Source organism: Micromonospora aridisoli, assembly GCF_056150025.1.
The window spans coordinates 333,821-349,443 of record NZ_JAXCFK010000003.1; the positions used below are offsets into that span (position 1 = coordinate 333,821).

General features: G+C 71.9%; 14 protein-coding genes, 1 pseudogene and 1 riboswitch. Of the genes and pseudogenes, 8 read left to right on the top strand and 7 right to left on the bottom strand.

Going from position 1 to position 15,623, the window contains the following annotated elements; genetic code table 11:
• Positions 1-54: 54 nt before the first annotated feature.
• Together SM447_RS08500 and SM447_RS08505 are read left to right on the top strand one after the other, a co-directional pair.
• Positions 55-1,560 carry a D-ribitol-5-phosphate cytidylyltransferase gene (locus SM447_RS08500; protein WP_474572184.1) on the top strand — a complete coding sequence of 502 codons (1,506 nt, stop codon included), beginning with the start codon at positions 55-57 and terminating at the stop codon, positions 1,558-1,560.
• 36 nt (positions 1,561-1,596) lie between these two features.
• Entirely contained in the window at positions 1,597-3,294 is a 1,698-nt protein-coding gene (locus SM447_RS08505; protein WP_474572185.1) for a CDP-glycerol glycerophosphotransferase family protein, read from the top strand.
• 92 nt (positions 3,295-3,386) lie between these two features.
• On the opposite strand, the gene SM447_RS08510 is transcribed toward SM447_RS08505, so the two are convergent.
• From SM447_RS08510 to SM447_RS08520, 3 genes are all read right to left on the bottom strand, one after another.
• Positions 3,387-4,049, bottom strand: coding sequence for a TOPRIM nucleotidyl transferase/hydrolase domain-containing protein (locus SM447_RS08510; protein ID WP_474572186.1), 663 nt, complete (start codon positions 4,047-4,049; stop codon positions 3,387-3,389).
• Positions 4,050-4,091: 42 nt separating this feature from the next.
• On the bottom strand, positions 4,092-4,448 hold the full coding sequence (locus SM447_RS08515; protein WP_474572187.1) for a DUF952 domain-containing protein: 357 nt from the start codon (positions 4,446-4,448) through the stop codon (positions 4,092-4,094).
• A gap of 66 nt (positions 4,449-4,514) precedes the next feature.
• Entirely contained in the window at positions 4,515-5,324 is an 810-nt protein-coding gene (locus tag SM447_RS08520) for a class I SAM-dependent methyltransferase (protein ID WP_474572188.1), read from the bottom strand.
• Between the two features lie 326 nt (positions 5,325-5,650).
• On the opposite strand from SM447_RS08520, the pseudogene SM447_RS08525 reads away from it, so the two are divergent.
• Positions 5,651-6,258, top strand: a pseudogene (locus SM447_RS08525) (DUF5753 domain-containing protein).
• Positions 6,255-6,449: a DUF397 domain-containing protein gene (locus SM447_RS08530; RefSeq protein WP_474572377.1), complete on the top strand. Its 195-nt coding sequence runs from the start codon at positions 6,255-6,257 to the stop codon at positions 6,447-6,449. Before SM447_RS08525 ends, SM447_RS08530 begins: the two are co-directional and overlap by 4 nt.
• A gap of 66 nt (positions 6,450-6,515) precedes the next feature.
• Here SM447_RS08530 and SM447_RS08535 read toward each other — a convergent pair whose 3' ends face one another.
• From SM447_RS08535 to SM447_RS08550, 4 genes are all read right to left on the bottom strand, one after another.
• Positions 6,516-7,403: a C39 family peptidase gene (locus SM447_RS08535; RefSeq protein ID WP_474572189.1), complete on the bottom strand. Its 888-nt coding sequence runs from the start codon at positions 7,401-7,403 to the stop codon at positions 6,516-6,518.
• 225 nt (positions 7,404-7,628) lie between these two features.
• Positions 7,629-7,770, bottom strand: a riboswitch (cyclic di-AMP (ydaO/yuaA leader).
• 279 nt (positions 7,771-8,049) lie between these two features.
• Positions 8,050-8,805 carry a hypothetical protein gene (locus SM447_RS08540; RefSeq protein WP_474572190.1) on the bottom strand — a complete coding sequence of 252 codons (756 nt, stop codon included), beginning with the start codon at positions 8,803-8,805 and terminating at the stop codon, positions 8,050-8,052.
• Positions 8,806-8,960: 155 nt separating this feature from the next.
• Entirely contained in the window at positions 8,961-9,377 is a 417-nt protein-coding gene (locus SM447_RS08545; RefSeq protein ID WP_474572191.1) for a hypothetical protein, read from the bottom strand.
• Positions 9,378-9,486: 109 nt separating this feature from the next.
• On the bottom strand, positions 9,487-10,734 hold the full coding sequence (locus tag SM447_RS08550; RefSeq protein ID WP_474572192.1) for an acyltransferase family protein: 1,248 nt from the start codon (positions 10,732-10,734) through the stop codon (positions 9,487-9,489).
• 284 nt (positions 10,735-11,018) lie between these two features.
• Between SM447_RS08550 and SM447_RS08555 the strand changes: the two genes are divergently transcribed.
• From SM447_RS08555 to SM447_RS08570, 4 genes are all read left to right on the top strand, one after another.
• On the top strand, positions 11,019-12,050 hold the full coding sequence (locus SM447_RS08555; RefSeq protein WP_474572193.1) for a hypothetical protein: 1,032 nt from the start codon (positions 11,019-11,021) through the stop codon (positions 12,048-12,050).
• A gap of 196 nt (positions 12,051-12,246) precedes the next feature.
• Positions 12,247-13,365: a glycosyltransferase family 2 protein gene (locus SM447_RS08560; RefSeq protein WP_474572194.1), complete on the top strand. Its 1,119-nt coding sequence runs from the start codon at positions 12,247-12,249 to the stop codon at positions 13,363-13,365.
• Positions 13,356-14,408, top strand: a complete 1,053-nt coding sequence (gene pseI, locus SM447_RS08565) for a pseudaminic acid synthase (protein ID WP_474572378.1) — start codon at positions 13,356-13,358, stop codon at positions 14,406-14,408. Before SM447_RS08560 ends, pseI begins: the two co-directional genes overlap by 10 nt.
• Positions 14,409-14,454: 46 nt before the next feature.
• Entirely contained in the window at positions 14,455-15,564 is a 1,110-nt protein-coding gene (locus tag SM447_RS08570; RefSeq protein WP_474572195.1) for a potassium channel family protein, read from the top strand.
• Positions 15,565-15,623 lie beyond the last annotated feature (59 nt).

Genomic DNA, 15,623 nt, shown 5'->3' on the forward strand with positions numbered 1-15,623 from the left:
CCTCCGTTCACCTAACCCACCACAGTCATGCACCCCCGAGAGCGAGGACCGGCAATGACGCAGGACCAGACCACCGACCCGGGCAGTACGCCAGAAACCCGGGCCCCGTGGCGACCCTCACGGACGGTGGCGGTGGTGCTGGCCGGTGGCACCGGCACCCGGCTGGGCCTCGGCATCCCCAAGCAGTTGCTGAAGATCGCCGGTAAGCCGATCATCGAGCACACGCTGGCCGTCTTCGAGGCCGCACCGGAGATCGACGAGATCATCGTGCTGATGGCGACCGGACACGTCGCCGAGGCGCAGCGGATCGTCGAGAAGGCCGGCTTCCGCAAGGTCACCAAGGTGATCGAGGGCGGCGACACCCGCAACGACACCACCCGCGTCGCCCTGGACGCGGTCGGCGAGGGTGACTGCAACATCCTCTTCCACGACGCGGTGCGTCCGCTGCTCAGCGGCCGGATCGTACGGGAGTGCGTGAACGCCCTGTGGACGTACTCGGCCGTCGACGTGGCCATCCCGTCGGCCGACACGATCGTCCAGGTCGACGAGAACGACTGCATCACCGACATCCCGGTGCGGGCCACCCTGCGCCGGGGCCAGACCCCGCAGGCGTTCCGCTCCGGCACCATCCGCGAGGCGTACCGCCGGGCCGCGGGCGACCCCAACTTCGCCGCCACCGACGACTGCGGTGTGGTGCTGCGTTACCTCCCCGAGACGCCGATCAAGGTGATCGACGGCTCGGACGAGAACATCAAGGTCACGCACCCGGTCGACGTGCACCTGGCCGACAAGCTGTTCCAGCTGGCCGCCGCCAAGGTGCCCCGGCTGACCGACCACCGCGCCTACAGCGAGGAGGTCTCCGGCCGTACGATCGTCGTCTTCGGCGGCAGCTACGGCATCGGCCACGACCTGACGGAGCTGGCCCGCCGCTACGGCGCCCAGGTCTTCCCGTTCAGCCGTTCCAGCACCGGCACCCACGTGGAGCGCCCGGAGGACGTCGAGGCCGCGCTGAAGACCGCCTTCGAGGCCACCGGCCGGATCGACCACGTGGTGGTGACCGCCGGGATCCTGGAGAAGGGCGCGCTGGCCGAGATGGACCAGGACACCATCGACCGGGTGCTCCAGGTCAACTTCGTCGGCCCGGTCACCGTGGCCCGCCAGGCCCTGCCCTACCTCCAGCAGACCAAGGGCCAGCTACTGCTCTACACCTCCAGCTCGTACACCCGCGGCCGGGCCGACTACGCGCTCTACTCGGCCACCAAGGCCGCCCTGGTCAACCTCACCCAGGCGCTCGCGGACGAGTGGGCGGAGTTCGGCGTACGGGTCAACGTCATCAACCCGGAGCGGACCGCCACGCCGATGCGTACGAAGGCCTTCGGTGCCGAACCGGAGCACACCCTGCTCGCCGCCGAGACCGTCGCTCAGTCGTCGCTGGACGTGCTGATCTCGGATCTCACCGGTCAGGTGATCGATGTGCGTCGGCCGCCGGGTGAGGCGCCCGTCGCCGTCGCCGTACCCACCCAGCCCGACCGGTCGGCCAGCGCCGCTCCCGTCGGCTGACCATCCGACCCACCCGACCGCGAAAGCGACACCGAGATGCGTGGTGAGCTGGTCCGCAAGTTGACCGCACGGGGCCTGGCCACCGGTGGAGCGGTCCTGGCGTTCCTGGTGGTCGCCCTCACCGGCGCGACCTCCTGGGGGCTGTGCCTGGCCGTGGCGGCGCTCGCCGCCACGGTCTGGGAGCGCCGGGTCCGACCCGGTGCCGACAACGTCGCGGAGACCGCGCTGATCGCGGCCGGGGTAGTGGTCGGCTACGCCCGGCAGCTCGACGCCGGCTTCGACCCGGCGCTGGCCGCGACCGCCCTGGTGCTGCTGGGCCTGGTGCTGGTCACCGGCCCGTTGCGTCAGGCCGCGGATCTGGAGATCCGCGCCGCCAACCTGCCGGTACGCGCCTGGGTGCCGCAGGTAGCGGCGGGTCTGGGTGACGTCGTGGCGGCCCTGCTCGCCGTGCTGGCCCTGGCCGCCCTGGCGAGCCTGCCCACGGCGGTGGCCCTGGCGGTGGCCCTGCTGGTGGGCGTCGCCGCCGGCGCGGTCGCCCTTCACCTGGCCCGGCGGCGGTTCCGGCCGTCGCCGGGGGGATCGGCGGTCGCCCGGGCGCTGCGCCGGCACCAGCCCGAGTTCGTCCTGCACTTCTCCGCCCCTCCGGGCTCCGAGTACCAGGTCACCATGTGGCTGCCGTACCTGGAACGGATCGGCCGGCCCTTCGTGGTGATGGTTCGGGAGCCGGAATTCCTGGCCCCGGTCGCGGCGGCCACCACCGCGCCGGTGGTCTACTGCCCCACCACCCGCACCATGGACGAGGCGCTGGTGCCGAGCCTGCGGGTGGCGTTCTACGTCAACCACGGCGCGAAGAACAGCCACTGCATCAGGTTCACCCAGCTCACCCACGTGCAGTTGCATCACGGCGACAGCGACAAGGCCCCCAGCGCCAACCCCGTCTCGGCGATCTTCGACCGGATCTTCGTCGCCGGTGAGGCGGCCATCGAGCGGTACGCCCGGGCCGGGATCGACATCCCCGCCGAGAAGTTCGTGGTGGTCGGTCGTCCCCAGGTCGAGGGGATCGAGGTGCACCCGCGGCCAACCCTGGGCCGGACGAACCCGACGGTGCTCTACACCCCGACCTGGACCGGGCATCACGCCGACGCCGACTACTGTTCGCTGCCGGTGGCGGAGACACTGCTGCGCCGTCTGCTGGACCGGGGAGCCACCGTCATCCTGCGGGCCCACCCGTACACCGCGCAGAACCCGGCCTCGGCACGGCAACTGGCCCGGCTGCACGACCTGCTCGCCGCCGACCGCACCCGCACCGGCCGACAGCACCTCTTCGGTCCCGCGGCGAGCCGGCTCAGCCTGACCGACTCGGTCAACCGCGCGGACGCGCTGGTCTCCGACGTGTCCGGGGTGGTCTCCGACTGGCTCTACTCGGGCAAGCCGTACGCGGTGACCGACATGGGTACCGACGGTGACCGGTTCGTCGAACGCTTCCCGCTGGCCGCCACCGGCTACGTGCTGCGCCGGGACATGGCCGACCTGGACGACGTGCTGACCCGGCTGCTCGTCACCGACCCGCTCGGCGAGGCCCGCCGGGCCACCCGCCGCCGCTACCTGGGCGACTTCCCCGCCGACTCGTACGCCGAGGCCTTCCTGGCCGCTGCCCGACGGGAACTGGACCCGGCCTGGACCGCACCCGCGCCCCGGGCCGCCACCGACGCACCCCTCTCCCCCGCCACCTGACCGCCGAGGACCCCGGACGGTCGGCGTACCGCGCCGGCTGGACGCGCCCCCGGCCGGGTGCGCTGCCGGCCGGGTGGTGCGTGCCGGACGGGTCAGACGGCGGTGAGCAGGGCGTCGAGCGGGCGCGGCAGGGCGTCCCGCGCGACGGCGGCCTCGACGAGCAGACGTGCGTAGCGCAGGTTGCGGCGCGAACTGCTGCGCAGGAACCGCCACAGTTGCGCGTCGAGCTGCTGCCCCCGCCAGGCGGGTTGGGTCTGGAACGACCGGAACGACCGGAGGTCGCCGTGCTCCTCGAAGAGCGCCTCGACCCCGGCGGTGCCCACCGCGCGGATCAGCTCATCCTCCAGGTCCTCGACGCAGACGTGGAACCCGAGCCGCTCCATCTCGTGACGCGTGGCGGGTGCACCGACGCCGGTCGCCCGCAACGCGCGCCGGAAGATCTCCTCCTCGCGCAGGTCGCAGAGACCGGCCAGCCGGGCCTCGACAGGACGCAACCTGGTCAGGAAGCGACCGATCGCGTGCGCCCCGCCCATCGGTACGATCACCACCCGGTCCGCCTTGAGGTCGCGGCCTCGGGCCGCTGCCGCCGTCTCCAGGGCGATCTCGTCGCTGATGCCCTCGACGAGTAACACCGCCGTGGCGGACTCGACCTTCGCCAGGGCCCGGGCCGTCGCCCGGATCGAGGCGGCGTTGCCACCCAGGTCGCCGTCGAGCACGTCCGGGGTGGACCTCTCGGCTCGCCGGATCGTGGCCATGGTCGCAATCATCGATCACACACCCCGGACCCGACCAGCGCTTTACCCACCCGAATCGCCGCCGGCCTGGGCGGCGGGAACATCGTCGTCGACCCGGACCGCGCCGGCGACGTGGTGGACCCCGGTGACGGCTTCGACCGGCAGGGCTCCGTAGACGTGCGGAAACGGTCCGCCGTTCGGCGCGTCCTCCCACCGCACGTCGCCGAGCAGCGAGGCGTCGAGCGCGACGACGACCAGCGATGGCTGGTCGCCGAAGACCCGTGCGGCGGTACCGGGCAGCTGCGTCCGTGACGAGCAGTGGATGAACCCGCTCTCCCGGTCGAACGGCGAGCCGTCGAACCTGCCGGCGGCCTGGAACTCGGACCACTCGTCGGGCAACAGGATCTTGTAGATCAGCACGCCCTCATGGTCCCAGAGCGGCGGAGCCGCCCGGCGTCAGCCGGACCGCCCGCCGGCCGCCAGCGGTCACTCGGCGCGGGCGGCGATCTGGAGGGTGTTCAGGTAGTGCTTGCGCACCGTCGCGGTCGGCCGGGCGGCGATCATCTCCCGGATCCCGGTGAACAGTGTCTGCCGCTGCCAGGGCGAGGCGGCGATGTGTCCGGAGTAGGTGGACAGCAGGGTCAGGTATTCGTCGGCGGTGTAGTCCTGGCCCCAGACGTAGCGGTGCACGGTCGGTCGGCCGAAGAACCCGCTGCCCTCCATCGCCGCCACGTCGGGCGCCGCGATCGCCTCGGGTGGTTTCGGGCCGCCCTGGCCGTCGCCCATGCCGACCTCGTCGTAGATCCGCTCCACCTGCCGGAAGAAGTCGTCGCCGTCCGGTGGTGACACGTGCTCGGTGGCGACGATCGCCAGGTGGCCGCCGGGGCGTAGCAGCTCGGCGGCCCGCCGGTAGGCGACCCCCGGGTCCAGCCAGTGCCACGACGTCGCGGCGAACACGAGGTCGAAGGGTGCGTGGTCGGCCGGCTCCCACCGTTCGAAGGGCGACTCCACGACGCGCACGTCACCGAGGCCGTCGAGCATGCGCCGCGCCACCGCGGCGAGTTCCCGGCCCGGTTCCAGGGTGACCACGTGCCAGCCCTGCGCCAGCAGGTCGCGGGTGGCCTGGCCGGTGCCCGTGCCGATCTCCAGCACCCGGGCCGCTCCGGTCGCCAGGCCCGTCGTCGCCGCCAGGTCGGCGAACAACCGCGTCGGGTAGCGCGGACGGGCCCGCTCGTACAGCTCCGCCGCGGTGTCGAAGGTCGTGGCCAGCCCCGCGTACGGTTCCCGCTCCCCCATGATGTCCCCTCGCACAAGTGTCAGACGTGGAAGTCGATCTCACCCGTGATCGTCGCACCGTCACCCACCACCCCGCCGACTCGCCGAGCCGCCGCCCCGTTCATATGCCGAGATCTTGGACGGTTGCCGTTCCGGCGGAGCGGCAACTGTCCAAGATCTCGTGTTGCGGGGCGCTGTGGCCGGCTATCGGGGGCGGCATGAACCAGGAGGAGTTCGGTCGGCGGACGAACTACTCGGCGTCCCTGGTGTCCGCTGTGGAGGTGGGCACCGGGCCGCTCGACCGGCCGTACGCGAAACGGGCGGACGAGGTCCTGGAGACCGGCGGCATGTTCGAGGAGCTGCTGCGGACCGCCGAGGTGCTGCGCCAGCCGTCGTGGTTCCGGCCCTACCTGGAGGCCGAGCGCCATGCCCGGCAGCTGCGCTGCTACCAGCCGACGCTGGTGCCGGGCCTGCTTCAGACCGAGCGCTACGCCCGCGCGGTGATCCGGACCGACGCCGCCCTGACCGAGGCGGAGGTGGATCGGCGGCTCGCCAACCGGCTGGTCCGGCAGGCCATCCTGGAGCAGGACGACCGCCCCAACTCGTCGCGGTGATCGACGAGGCGGTGCTGCGGCGGGTCGACGAGGATCTGAAGGACGCGCTGGTCGAGCAGGTGCACCACCTCGTCGACCTGGCTCGACGGCCCAACATCAGCGTGCATCTCGTGCCGGCGGGCGTCGGCATGCATGCCGGACTGACCGGCCCCTTCATCCTGGCGCGAAGCGCGGACGACGGCTGGGTGGGTAACCGGGACACCCCGCTCGGCGGCGTCCTCGTCGACAAGGACGACGACCTGAGTACCCTGCTGTCCCGGTGGGAGATGGTGCGCAACGAGGCGCTGTCCGGCCGCCAGTCGATCGAGCTGATGAAGGATGTTGTGAAGCCACGGATCTGAACGGCGCGACCTGGCGCAAGTCCATCCGCAGCGGCTCCAGTGGCAACGACTGCGTGGAGGTCGCCGACAACCTGCCCGGCGTGGTGCTGGTCCGCGACACCAAGAACCGCGACGGCGGCACGCTCTCCTTCACCCCGGATTCCTGGGCGAGGTTCGTCGCGCTGGCGAAGCAGCACGGCCCGCACGCCTGACGTACCCGAAACGGAAGCCCTCGACCAGCGGGCCGAGGGCTTCCGCGTGCATCGGGACCGGTGCGATCAGGCCGAGTAGCCGCGGGTGGCGGCCCAGTTGGCCAGGTCGATGGTGCTCATCCAGTACGACGGGTACGAGGCGTCGGCCGAGTCGGCGATCTTCACCATCCGGCCGGAGTCCTCGTAGCCGACCACGGCGATGTAGTGGCCGCCGGGGAAGGAGTGCCAGCGACCGTTGGTGTCGGTGGCGCTGCCGGCGATGTTCACCACGACGCCCCTTCCGGCGGTGACGGCGGCGACGACGTCGGCCTGGAGCTGATCCATCTGCGCCGGGGTGGCCGCGCCGCCACGGATCATCGTGGTCTTGTACGGGCTGCCCTTGACGGTGGCGTTGAGGACGCGGGTGGTGTCCTCGGCCGAGTTGGTGCCGGCGAAGGTGGTGCCGAGCTGGGTGGCCAGGGCGTCCTGGTTGCGCTCGATGCCGGCGGCGCTGAGCGCGTTGCGCACGGCGGCGGGGCCGCAGTAGTAGCCGGTCGTCTGGGCCTGGTGCGCGTACTTGAGGACCTTCGACGCGGGCGGCTTGGGCGCGGCCTTCTTGCTGGTCAGGTCGGGGTCCGGGGTGGCCGAGGTGGCCTTCGGCGACGGCGCGGCGGTGGTACTGGCCGGTGCCGCGCTGCTCGGTGCGGCGCTGCTCGGTGCGGCACTGCTCGGCGCGGTGGTCGACGGAGCGTCCTCGACCCGGTCCTGGCCGCGCGATGCCGCGGTGTCGCCGCGCAGTTCGGCGGCGGTCGTGGTGGGCTCGGTGGCCGGGGTGTTGCCGGTGCCGGCGAGCGCGGCACCGGTGCCGGTGGCCAGCACGAGCGCGACGGCGGAACCGGCCACGATCTGGTACGGGCGTTCGGTGGCGAGCCGCCGGAGCCGGCGGGAAAGGGTGTGCTTCACGGATTCCTCCACGGGCTGAGGGGATGACGGCGCACCGGCTCCGGCGGTCAGGTCGGCATGGGGACGCCGAGGACCGCCCGGGCGAGCGGGAAGGCCGTTCAGGGGTACGCCCGGTGAACCCGGGCGGTGGCGATGACCGGGTCAGCTCGCGGCGATCGGGCCGGCGAGTGCGGGCACCGCGGTGCCGTGGAGGCGAGGGGAAAGCGGGGGGATCACATCGGACTGCACGAGGGTTGGGACTCCTTCCGACACCGCCGACCGGGTTAGCTGACGGATTCGGGCGGGAAGATCGCCCTACCGCGGGCCGAGGCTCGCGGATTCACCCCAGTGGTGCAGTGGGTCCCCGGTTCGTGAAATCACGATTGAGCGGGTCGATGCGGCGTCGCCTCTTGCGATCGGTTACCGCATCGGACGGGCTGACACTACTGGTCAGTCACGTCGTTTCCAACCCCGCTTGAACTGCTTAAACATGATCCAGCGCGGCTATTTTCGGGTATTCGTCGACTGGCGTCGCTCAATGGGATCGACGGCGTTTCGGGCATCTTCGGGCGGGAACCGGACGACTCCGGGACAATGCCGACGGAGATTGCTGCGACAATAGGCTCAACTACGAACAGTGACCGAATTCGGACCTCGTGTGACCCGCCTCACGGAATTTTCAGCCCAGCCGGGCCGGTCGCCACCGCAGGACCGCGGCGGGCCGTTCGGCGGTGGCCCGATCCGGGGCCGGCAACCGGACCGGTCGGAGCCGTTCGGCAGCCGCGTACGCCTCGGCGGAGAGGGTACGGGCCGCCTCGGTGGCCAGTTCCGCGGCCCGCCACAGCTCACGCTCCCGCTCAGCGGCCGCCCGGTAGGCCGCCAGGCGGTTGTCGCGGACCACCCGGGCCAGGATCACCTCCTGCTCGGCCGGATGCCGGCGGGGGTCCCAGCCGGACCGGCGGGCCAGGACGTCGCAGAGTTGGCGGGCGGTCAGATCCCCACGCCAGTGGGCCGCCATCGCGGCGCGGTGCAGCCACCGCTCCCGGGCCGCGTACTCGGCCGGAGTTCGGGGGGTACGCGGGGTCGGCAGCCCGGTGACGCCGGCCAGCCGCCGGGCGGCGGACTCCGCTTCGTCGTACGCGGCCCAGGCGCGGTCCAGTTCCGCCTGGGCGGCCCGCCAGGCCGTACGCCGCCGGTCGGCGTTCTGCGCGGCGCCAGCCGCCGCGACCGCCACCTCACCGGCGTACCGCCGCCGGTCGGCCGCCTCGATCGCGGCGCGCTCCTCATCCTGGCCGGGTCTTTCCGCCGGCCCGGTCGGCTCCGGGCGCGCGACCAGGACGGTGAGTACGCCCAGCGCGAGCACGAGCAGGACCGACCAGATGGCGGCGGCGCGTGGCACCTCGATCAGGAACTGGTAGAGAACGGTCTTCTCCATGTCGGCACCTCGAGAACATCGGCACGGCGCCGGTGGCCGTACCGGCAGCGGATCGTCATGGCGAGACCCGAAGCCGCAGCGGACGGCGACGGGCTGGCAGGTGCCTGGCGCGGACGCGGCACCGGGGTGCGGAAACGACGGAAGGTCGCCGGTATTCAGGCGGACGGCGGGGCGCGGGGCGCGCGAGCGTCCGAGCCGGCGGACGCCGGGGCCGACCCGACCTCCGCGGGGGCGGTGCCGAGCACCGTCAGCTCCGGCGGGCCGGGGATCACCGGCAGGGTCGTGGACCCACCGGCCAGGTCGGCGGGGCCACCGACGCCCGGCACGGTCGCCGTCGCGACGCCGACCAGATCGAGGGCGACGGCCGGGTCGCCGCCGCCGGACGCCGATGGTACGGCGACCTCGACCGACGGGGTGGGTGCGGTGGCGGCGAGCTTCTCGGCGGGGACCGCGTGGGCCGGCAGCGTCCACGCGCCAAGCGTGAAGGCGGCAGCGACCGCGAACCCGGTCAGCAGCCGCACGGCCCAGCGCGCCAACCACCACAGAGGACGGGTCGGCGCGACGGGAAGCACCTCGCCACGCTACCGCGACGAGCACCCGGACGCACCGTCACCGGGCGTGTCGTGTCGCCCGGCGCGTCGCCGCCCGCGCCGGTTTCCGCAGGTCAGGTCGCTTCCCGAGTCACCGTCCCCGATGGACGGTCCGAGTCTGGTCGGCGCCCTCGGCAGGGTTCGTGTCGCCGCGCGCCGTCCGCTGTCGGGGCAGGCGTTCCGCGGCGGGTTCACCACCCGCCGCGGATCCCGCCACGCCGCCCGCCACCGCCGGTCGCGCCGCTCGGGGCGGCGCCAGGCGGCGCATCATCGGCTGTTCCACGTACCGGTGCAGCAACGCGGCCAACCCCAGGGTGAGCAGGAGGAACCCGATCACGGCGAGGGGGCCCCACCAACCGGGCAGGCCGGTCCCCCAGTCGCCGGTCAACCGCAGAATCGTCATGATCACGAACACGTGCACCAGGTAGAAGGCGAAGGACACCTCGCCGAGCCAGACCATCGTCCGGGACCGCAGCGGCGAGCGCCGCCCGTGCACGTCGGCGTCGGCCGCCGCGGCGATCACCAGGACGTACGCCGCCGACAGCAGCGCCGCCCAGAGTTCGGCCCGGATCCACTGGGAGGCCGCCACCCAGGTCAGGACGAAGATCACGCTGGCCAGGGGGAGCCGAGGGCCGCGCCAGCGGCCCCGCAGCATGAGTTCGGCGGCGGCCACGCCCATCCAGAACTCCAGCGACCGGACCAGCGGAAACACCTGGGTGAACCACCAACGGCTCTGCTCCGGCACCAGCGTCTGCCCGGGCCACAGGGCCAGGATCAGCAGCGGTACCGCGATGACCACGGTCCACAGCATCCACGGCCGGGCCCGTCGCACCGCCGGCAGCACCAGCGGCAGGCACAGGTAGAAGAACAGCTCACAGGAGAGCGACCAGCTCACGTTGTTGACGCTGTAGAAGTGGCCCGGCCGGGGATCCCAGGCCTGCACCAGGAGGAGGTTCTCCAGTGCCGCCACCGGGTTGATCGGGTCGGCGAACCAGAGCATCGCCAGGATCGCCAGCGCCCACATCACCAGGTGGTTGGGGTAGATCTTGGCGAACCTGCGACGCCAGAAGCGGCGCCGGGAGTCACCGGGCCGCGCGGACCAGACCAGCACGAAACCGCTGAGGATGAAGAAGAACTGCACTCCGGACAGGCCCAGGGTGAAGATCTCGCCGACCACCGCCTGGGGGCCGGGGTCGGCGATGATCCGCATCGTGCCGGCGTGGAAACCGAAGACCAGCATCGCGGCGATCCACCGCAGCCCGGTCAGCGACGGCAGCCGGTCGGCGTCCGTACGCCCGCGCCGGGCGGTCGCTGGGGCCGCGAGGGCGGTGCTCGTCATGCCCGCCTCCCGGTTCTCGGCAACGTCACACGCACGTCCATCTCCTCCCCGCCGTCGGGCGGCAGCCGGATCCGATCGCCTGGAGGTACCCGGTCGGTGCCGCCCGCCGGGCACCCTACCCGTGGCCAGCGCGCGATCAACCACGTCGGCAGGCCGCCACCCACCTCACGCGGCATTGTCCGATTCAGTCGACGGGGGCAGTCGAACCATCAAGATCAATGTAGAGTGAGCGCCCGCTGACCCTGTGCACGGATGTCGCCGTGTCGCCGCCGGAGGAGTACCCCTTGCGTCTGAAGCATCGATCACGTCCCGCTGCCGTCGCTCTCACCCTGGCGCTGCTCGCGGTCCCGGGCACCGCCGCTGCCGCGGCCGGCAAGACGGAGGACGAGTCGGCCGCCGCCGCGGCCGGGGTCCTGCGGGTCTACAACAACAACATCGAGAACCTGGTGACGAACAACGCCGACGGGACGTGCACCAGGATCTCCGGGCCGGATCACCTCACCTCGATCCTCGTCGACGACAACGGGCAGACGGGCACCTCCGGGGTGGTCGCGCCCGACATCCTCATCGTGCAGCAGCTACGCGGCACCGGTCAGGCCGAGGCGTACGCCAACCAGCTCGCGGCCAAGTTCGGCTACCCGGCCGGCACGTACGGGGCGATCGTGGTGTGGTCCGACCCGGAGCCGTGGGGCGGCACCCACAAGTGCAGTGACCAGTCCCTGGGTGACCTCAAGAAGAAGCAGACCAACGCCATCATCTGGAACACCCGGACCCTGAGTCTCGCGTCGGGCGACATCTCGAAGTACTGGAGCGCCGGCTGGCTCAAGCCGGGCACGGCCTACAACAACGGCGCGGGGTGCACCCTCTACAAGCCGCCGAGCAACGACGACGGCACCACCTACCAGTACAAGTGGAAGCGGACCAGCGCCATCGCCGCCCGGTTCACCATCAAGGCCAGCGGCACCACGGTCTTCGCGGCCACCATGCACCTGCCGCAGGAGAACCGGCAGAACGCCTGCGCCGGAGCCGGCAACACCGGCATCGCCGGCAGCGGCATCCACATCGGTGCCGACGCGACCAGCCTGATGAACGCCTCGACGATCCGCATCGTCGGCATCGACGCGAACCGCACGGGCATCGCTGCCAACACCCTGAGCGGCTTCGGCATGACCGGTTACGGCACGAAGCCGACGAAGGACTCCAGCAAGATCGACTATCTCTTCATCCGGGGTGACGTCCGGCCTTCGAGCATCGGTCACACGGTCTCCAGCACCAAGTCGAACCACCTGGCGCTCTACGGCTTCATCAACTACTGAGTCGCAATCACGGGTGACGTGGGTGCCCGGACCGCCACCGTCCGGGCACCCACGGCCGAGCGCTACACCGTCGCCATGACGTCAGGAACCGGGCCTTCCGCCGTTAACCCGGCACTCATCGGCTGTTCAAAAACTCCACCGCGTCCGGCCACATCAGGTTCCCGGTCCGTCAACCCCGGTGTTCGAAGGTTTCCGGGTGGTCACCCAGCCGATGCCGCCGCTGCTGAGCATCGTCGTGCCCGTGTACGGCGTCGAGGCGTACCTGCGGGAGTGCCTGGACTCCATCCACGCCGACATCCCGACGGACGAGGCGGCGCAGGTGGAGGTGGTCGCGGTCGACGACGCCTCGCCGGACCGCTGCGGCGAGCTGCTGCGCGGGTACGCGGCCGGGCACCCGGGGCTGCGCGTACTGCATCTGGACCGCAACGTCGGTCTCGGGCCGGCTCGCAACGCGGGCCTGGACGTGGCCACCGGCCGATACGTCTGGTTCGTCGACAGCGACGATCGCCTGCCCGCCGGGACGATCCCGGCGGTGTTGCAGCGGCTGCGCGCGGACCGGCCCGACGTGATGATGCTCGACCACCTTCGGGTGCACGAGTGCGGGCGCGAGGAGGTCGACGCCAGCAGCCGGTTGCTGCGCGGCACCCCTGGTGTGGTGCGGCTGGCCGACCGGCCACAACTGCTGCGGGTGCAGCACACCGCCTGGAACAAGGTGGTGCGCCGGGAGTTCATGGCCGAGCTGGGGCTGCGGTTCCACCCCGGCTGGTACGAGGACATCCCGTTCAGCCATCCGCTGCTGATCGGGGCGGAACGCATCAGTGTGCTGGACCGGGTCTGCTACCTGTACCGCCAGGGCCGTCAGGGAGCGATCACCTCGACGCGCAGCGGCCGGCACTTCGACGCCTTCGCGCAGTACGACCGCCTCTTCGCCTGGCTGCGCCAACGGCATCCGGACGGGCGCTGGCACACCGAGTTGTTCGACCTCATGGTGAACCACTTCCTGGTGGTGGTCGGCAACGACGACCGGTTGCATCCGCACCTGCGTCGGGACTTCTTCCGCCGGGTGGCCGCGCACTACCGCCGGTACCTGCCCGGCGGCGGCTACCCCCGGCCGGGCGGAGTGGCGGGGCTCAAACACCGTCTGGTCGGCCGGGACAGCTACCTGGCCTATGCCGCACTGCGTCGGGCCCACCGGCTCGCCGGCCGACTGCGCGGCAGCGCCGCCGGGGATCCCACGGGCGGGACCGACCCGGCACCGGAGAGCCCGACACGGGATCGCTCGTTGGTAAGCACGCACGGAAACGGATCGGAATGACGTTCAAGATCGGGTCGCACCTGGTCGGCGCCGGGGAGCGCCCCTTCGTGGTGGCCGAGATGTCCGGCAACCACAACGGAGACCTGACCCGCGCACTGGCCATCGTGGACGCGGTGGCGGCCAGCGGCGCGCACGCGTTGAAGCTCCAGACCTACCGGCCGGACACCATCACCATCGACGTGGACGCACCCGCCTTCCGCATCTCCGGCGGGCACGAGCTGTGGGGCGGGCAGAACCTCTACCGGCTCTACGAGCGGGCACACACGCCGTACGAGTGGCACCGACCCATCTTCGAACGGGCCCGCTCCCTGGGCCTGACCGTCTTCTCCTCCCCGTTCGACGCCTCGGCTGTGGAGCTGTTGGAGGGGCTGGACGCTCCCGCGTACAAGATCGCTTCGTCGGAGCTGGTCGACCTGCCGCTGATCCGACTGGTCGCGGCCACCGGCAAGCCGATGGTGATCTCGACCGGGATGGCCACGCTGGCCGAGATCGACGCCGCGGTGCGCACCGCCCGGGACGGCGGCGCGGGCGGGATCGTCCTGCTGGCCTGCACCGCCTCCTATCCGGCACCGCCCGCCGACAGCAACCTGCGCCGCATCCCGGTGCTGGCCGACGCGTTCGGTGTGCCGGTGGGTCTGTCCGACCACACGCCGGGCATCGGCGTGCCGGTCGCCTCGGTGGCGCTCGGCGCCTGTTTCATCGAGAAGCACGTCACCCTGGACCGCGCCGACGGCGGCGTGGACTCCGACTTCTCGCTCAACCCGGCCGAGTTGGCGGCCCTGGTGGTCGAGTCGGAGCGGGCGTACGCGGCGCTGGGTGGCACCGCCGTCGGGCCGACCCCGGCCGAACAGGAGGGCCTGCGCTTCCGGCGCTCCCTGTACGTGGTGGCGGACGTGCGTGCCGGCGACGAGGTGACCGTGCACAATGTCCGCTCGATCCGCCCGGCCGGCGGACTGGCCCCGGTGGAGATCGACCGGGTGCTGGGCCGCCGGTTCACCACCGACGTGCCCCGCGGCACCGCGTTGAGCTGGGACCTGATCTGACCGGACGCGTCGCGTCGGTCCCCGCCGGAGGGGTATACCTCTGCGTATGACCTTGGTGGCGGTGGTGGCGGGCCTGGCGCTGATCGCGGTGGTGGTGGTCGACGTCTGGCTCACCGTGCTGCACCCGGACGCCGAAGGACCGATCGCCCGTACGGTAAGGCGACTGGTCTGGCGCGCGTCGTCGCTGACCGCCGGCCGGCGGCGCTCGCCCCGCCGGACACCGCTGGTCTGGGCGGGACCAGTCCTGGTCACCGGCACCTTCCTCGCCTGGCTCGGGCCGCTGGTGCTCGGGGTCGCGCTCGTCGTCTGGCCACACCTGGACGGTTATCACCGGGTCGTCGGGTACGGGCCAGCCGGTTTCGTCGACGCCCTCTACTACGCCACCGGGCTGCTGACCGTGCTCGGCTTCGGTGACATCACCCCGGACACGGGGGCGCAGAAGCTGTTCGCCGTGGCCTCCGCCGCGCTCGGGTTCGGCTTCTTCGCCGCGCTGGCCACCTACCTGATCGAGCTGATCACCGGGCTGACGGTCCGCAACCGGTTCGCGTTGACCATCCACGACCAGATGCGCGGCACCGACGGGGTGGGTCTGATCGCGCGGAGCCTGACCGACGAGGGGGTCGAGGAGGCCCGGCAGCGCTGCGCCGCCTGGGCGGAGAGCCTGCGGGAGGTCGACGACACCGTTCGTCGGTATCCGCTGGTCGCCCTCACCTACCGACCCCGACGCCGGGACTACGACATCGAGCCGGCCCTGGAGCAGATGGCGGCGGCGACGGTCGCGGCGCTGCTGGCCGCCCGGTGCGCGCCCTGGCGGGCTCTCGGGCCCCGGGCGGAGGAGCTGGCGTACGCCCTGCTGCGGCTCCAGGACACCATCGCCAGTCGCTACCTGGGCCGGCACCTGTTGTCCGCGAGCAGCAAGCCGGCGGCGGGCGACTGCACGGATGAGGCGAGCACCGACGAGGTCCTGCGGCGGTTGCACGGCCGCTTGATCGACGAGCTGGGACCCCGGTTCGACCAACCGCCGGGCGGCGACGGGTTGGCCGCCGAGGTGCTGTCCCGCTCCCTGCCGTTCCTCGCGGCGCTGCGCGGTTGGTCGGTGCTCGGGGTGACCCGCGGGGGACCCCCCATCGGGGTGAACCGTCCCGACGATCAGTAGTGCGGTGTCCAGGAACGGCGGCGAGCTCCGGCGGCGATCCGGCACTGCCCGTGGACACT

What these genes read in the sequence shown, in the direction of transcription:
- SM447_RS08510 (WP_474572186.1), bottom strand. Translation starts at nt 4,049, where the DNA reads ATGGCCACGATCCGGCGAGCCGAGAGGTCCACCCCGGACGTGCTCGAC.
- SM447_RS08505 (WP_474572185.1), top strand. Translation starts at nt 1,597, where the DNA reads ATGCGTGGTGAGCTGGTCCGCAAGTTGACCGCACGGGGCCTGGCCACC.
- SM447_RS08540 (WP_474572190.1), bottom strand. Translation starts at nt 8,805, where the DNA reads ATGGAGAAGACCGTTCTCTACCAGTTCCTGATCGAGGTGCCACGCGCC.
- SM447_RS08550 (WP_474572192.1), bottom strand. Translation starts at nt 10,734, where the DNA reads ATGACGAGCACCGCCCTCGCGGCCCCAGCGACCGCCCGGCGCGGGCGT.
- SM447_RS08520 (WP_474572188.1), bottom strand. Translation starts at nt 5,324, where the DNA reads ATGGGGGAGCGGGAACCGTACGCGGGGCTGGCCACGACCTTCGACACC.
- SM447_RS08570 (WP_474572195.1), top strand. Translation starts at nt 14,455, where the DNA reads ATGACCTTGGTGGCGGTGGTGGCGGGCCTGGCGCTGATCGCGGTGGTG.
- SM447_RS08500 (WP_474572184.1), top strand. Translation starts at nt 55, where the DNA reads ATGACGCAGGACCAGACCACCGACCCGGGCAGTACGCCAGAAACCCGG.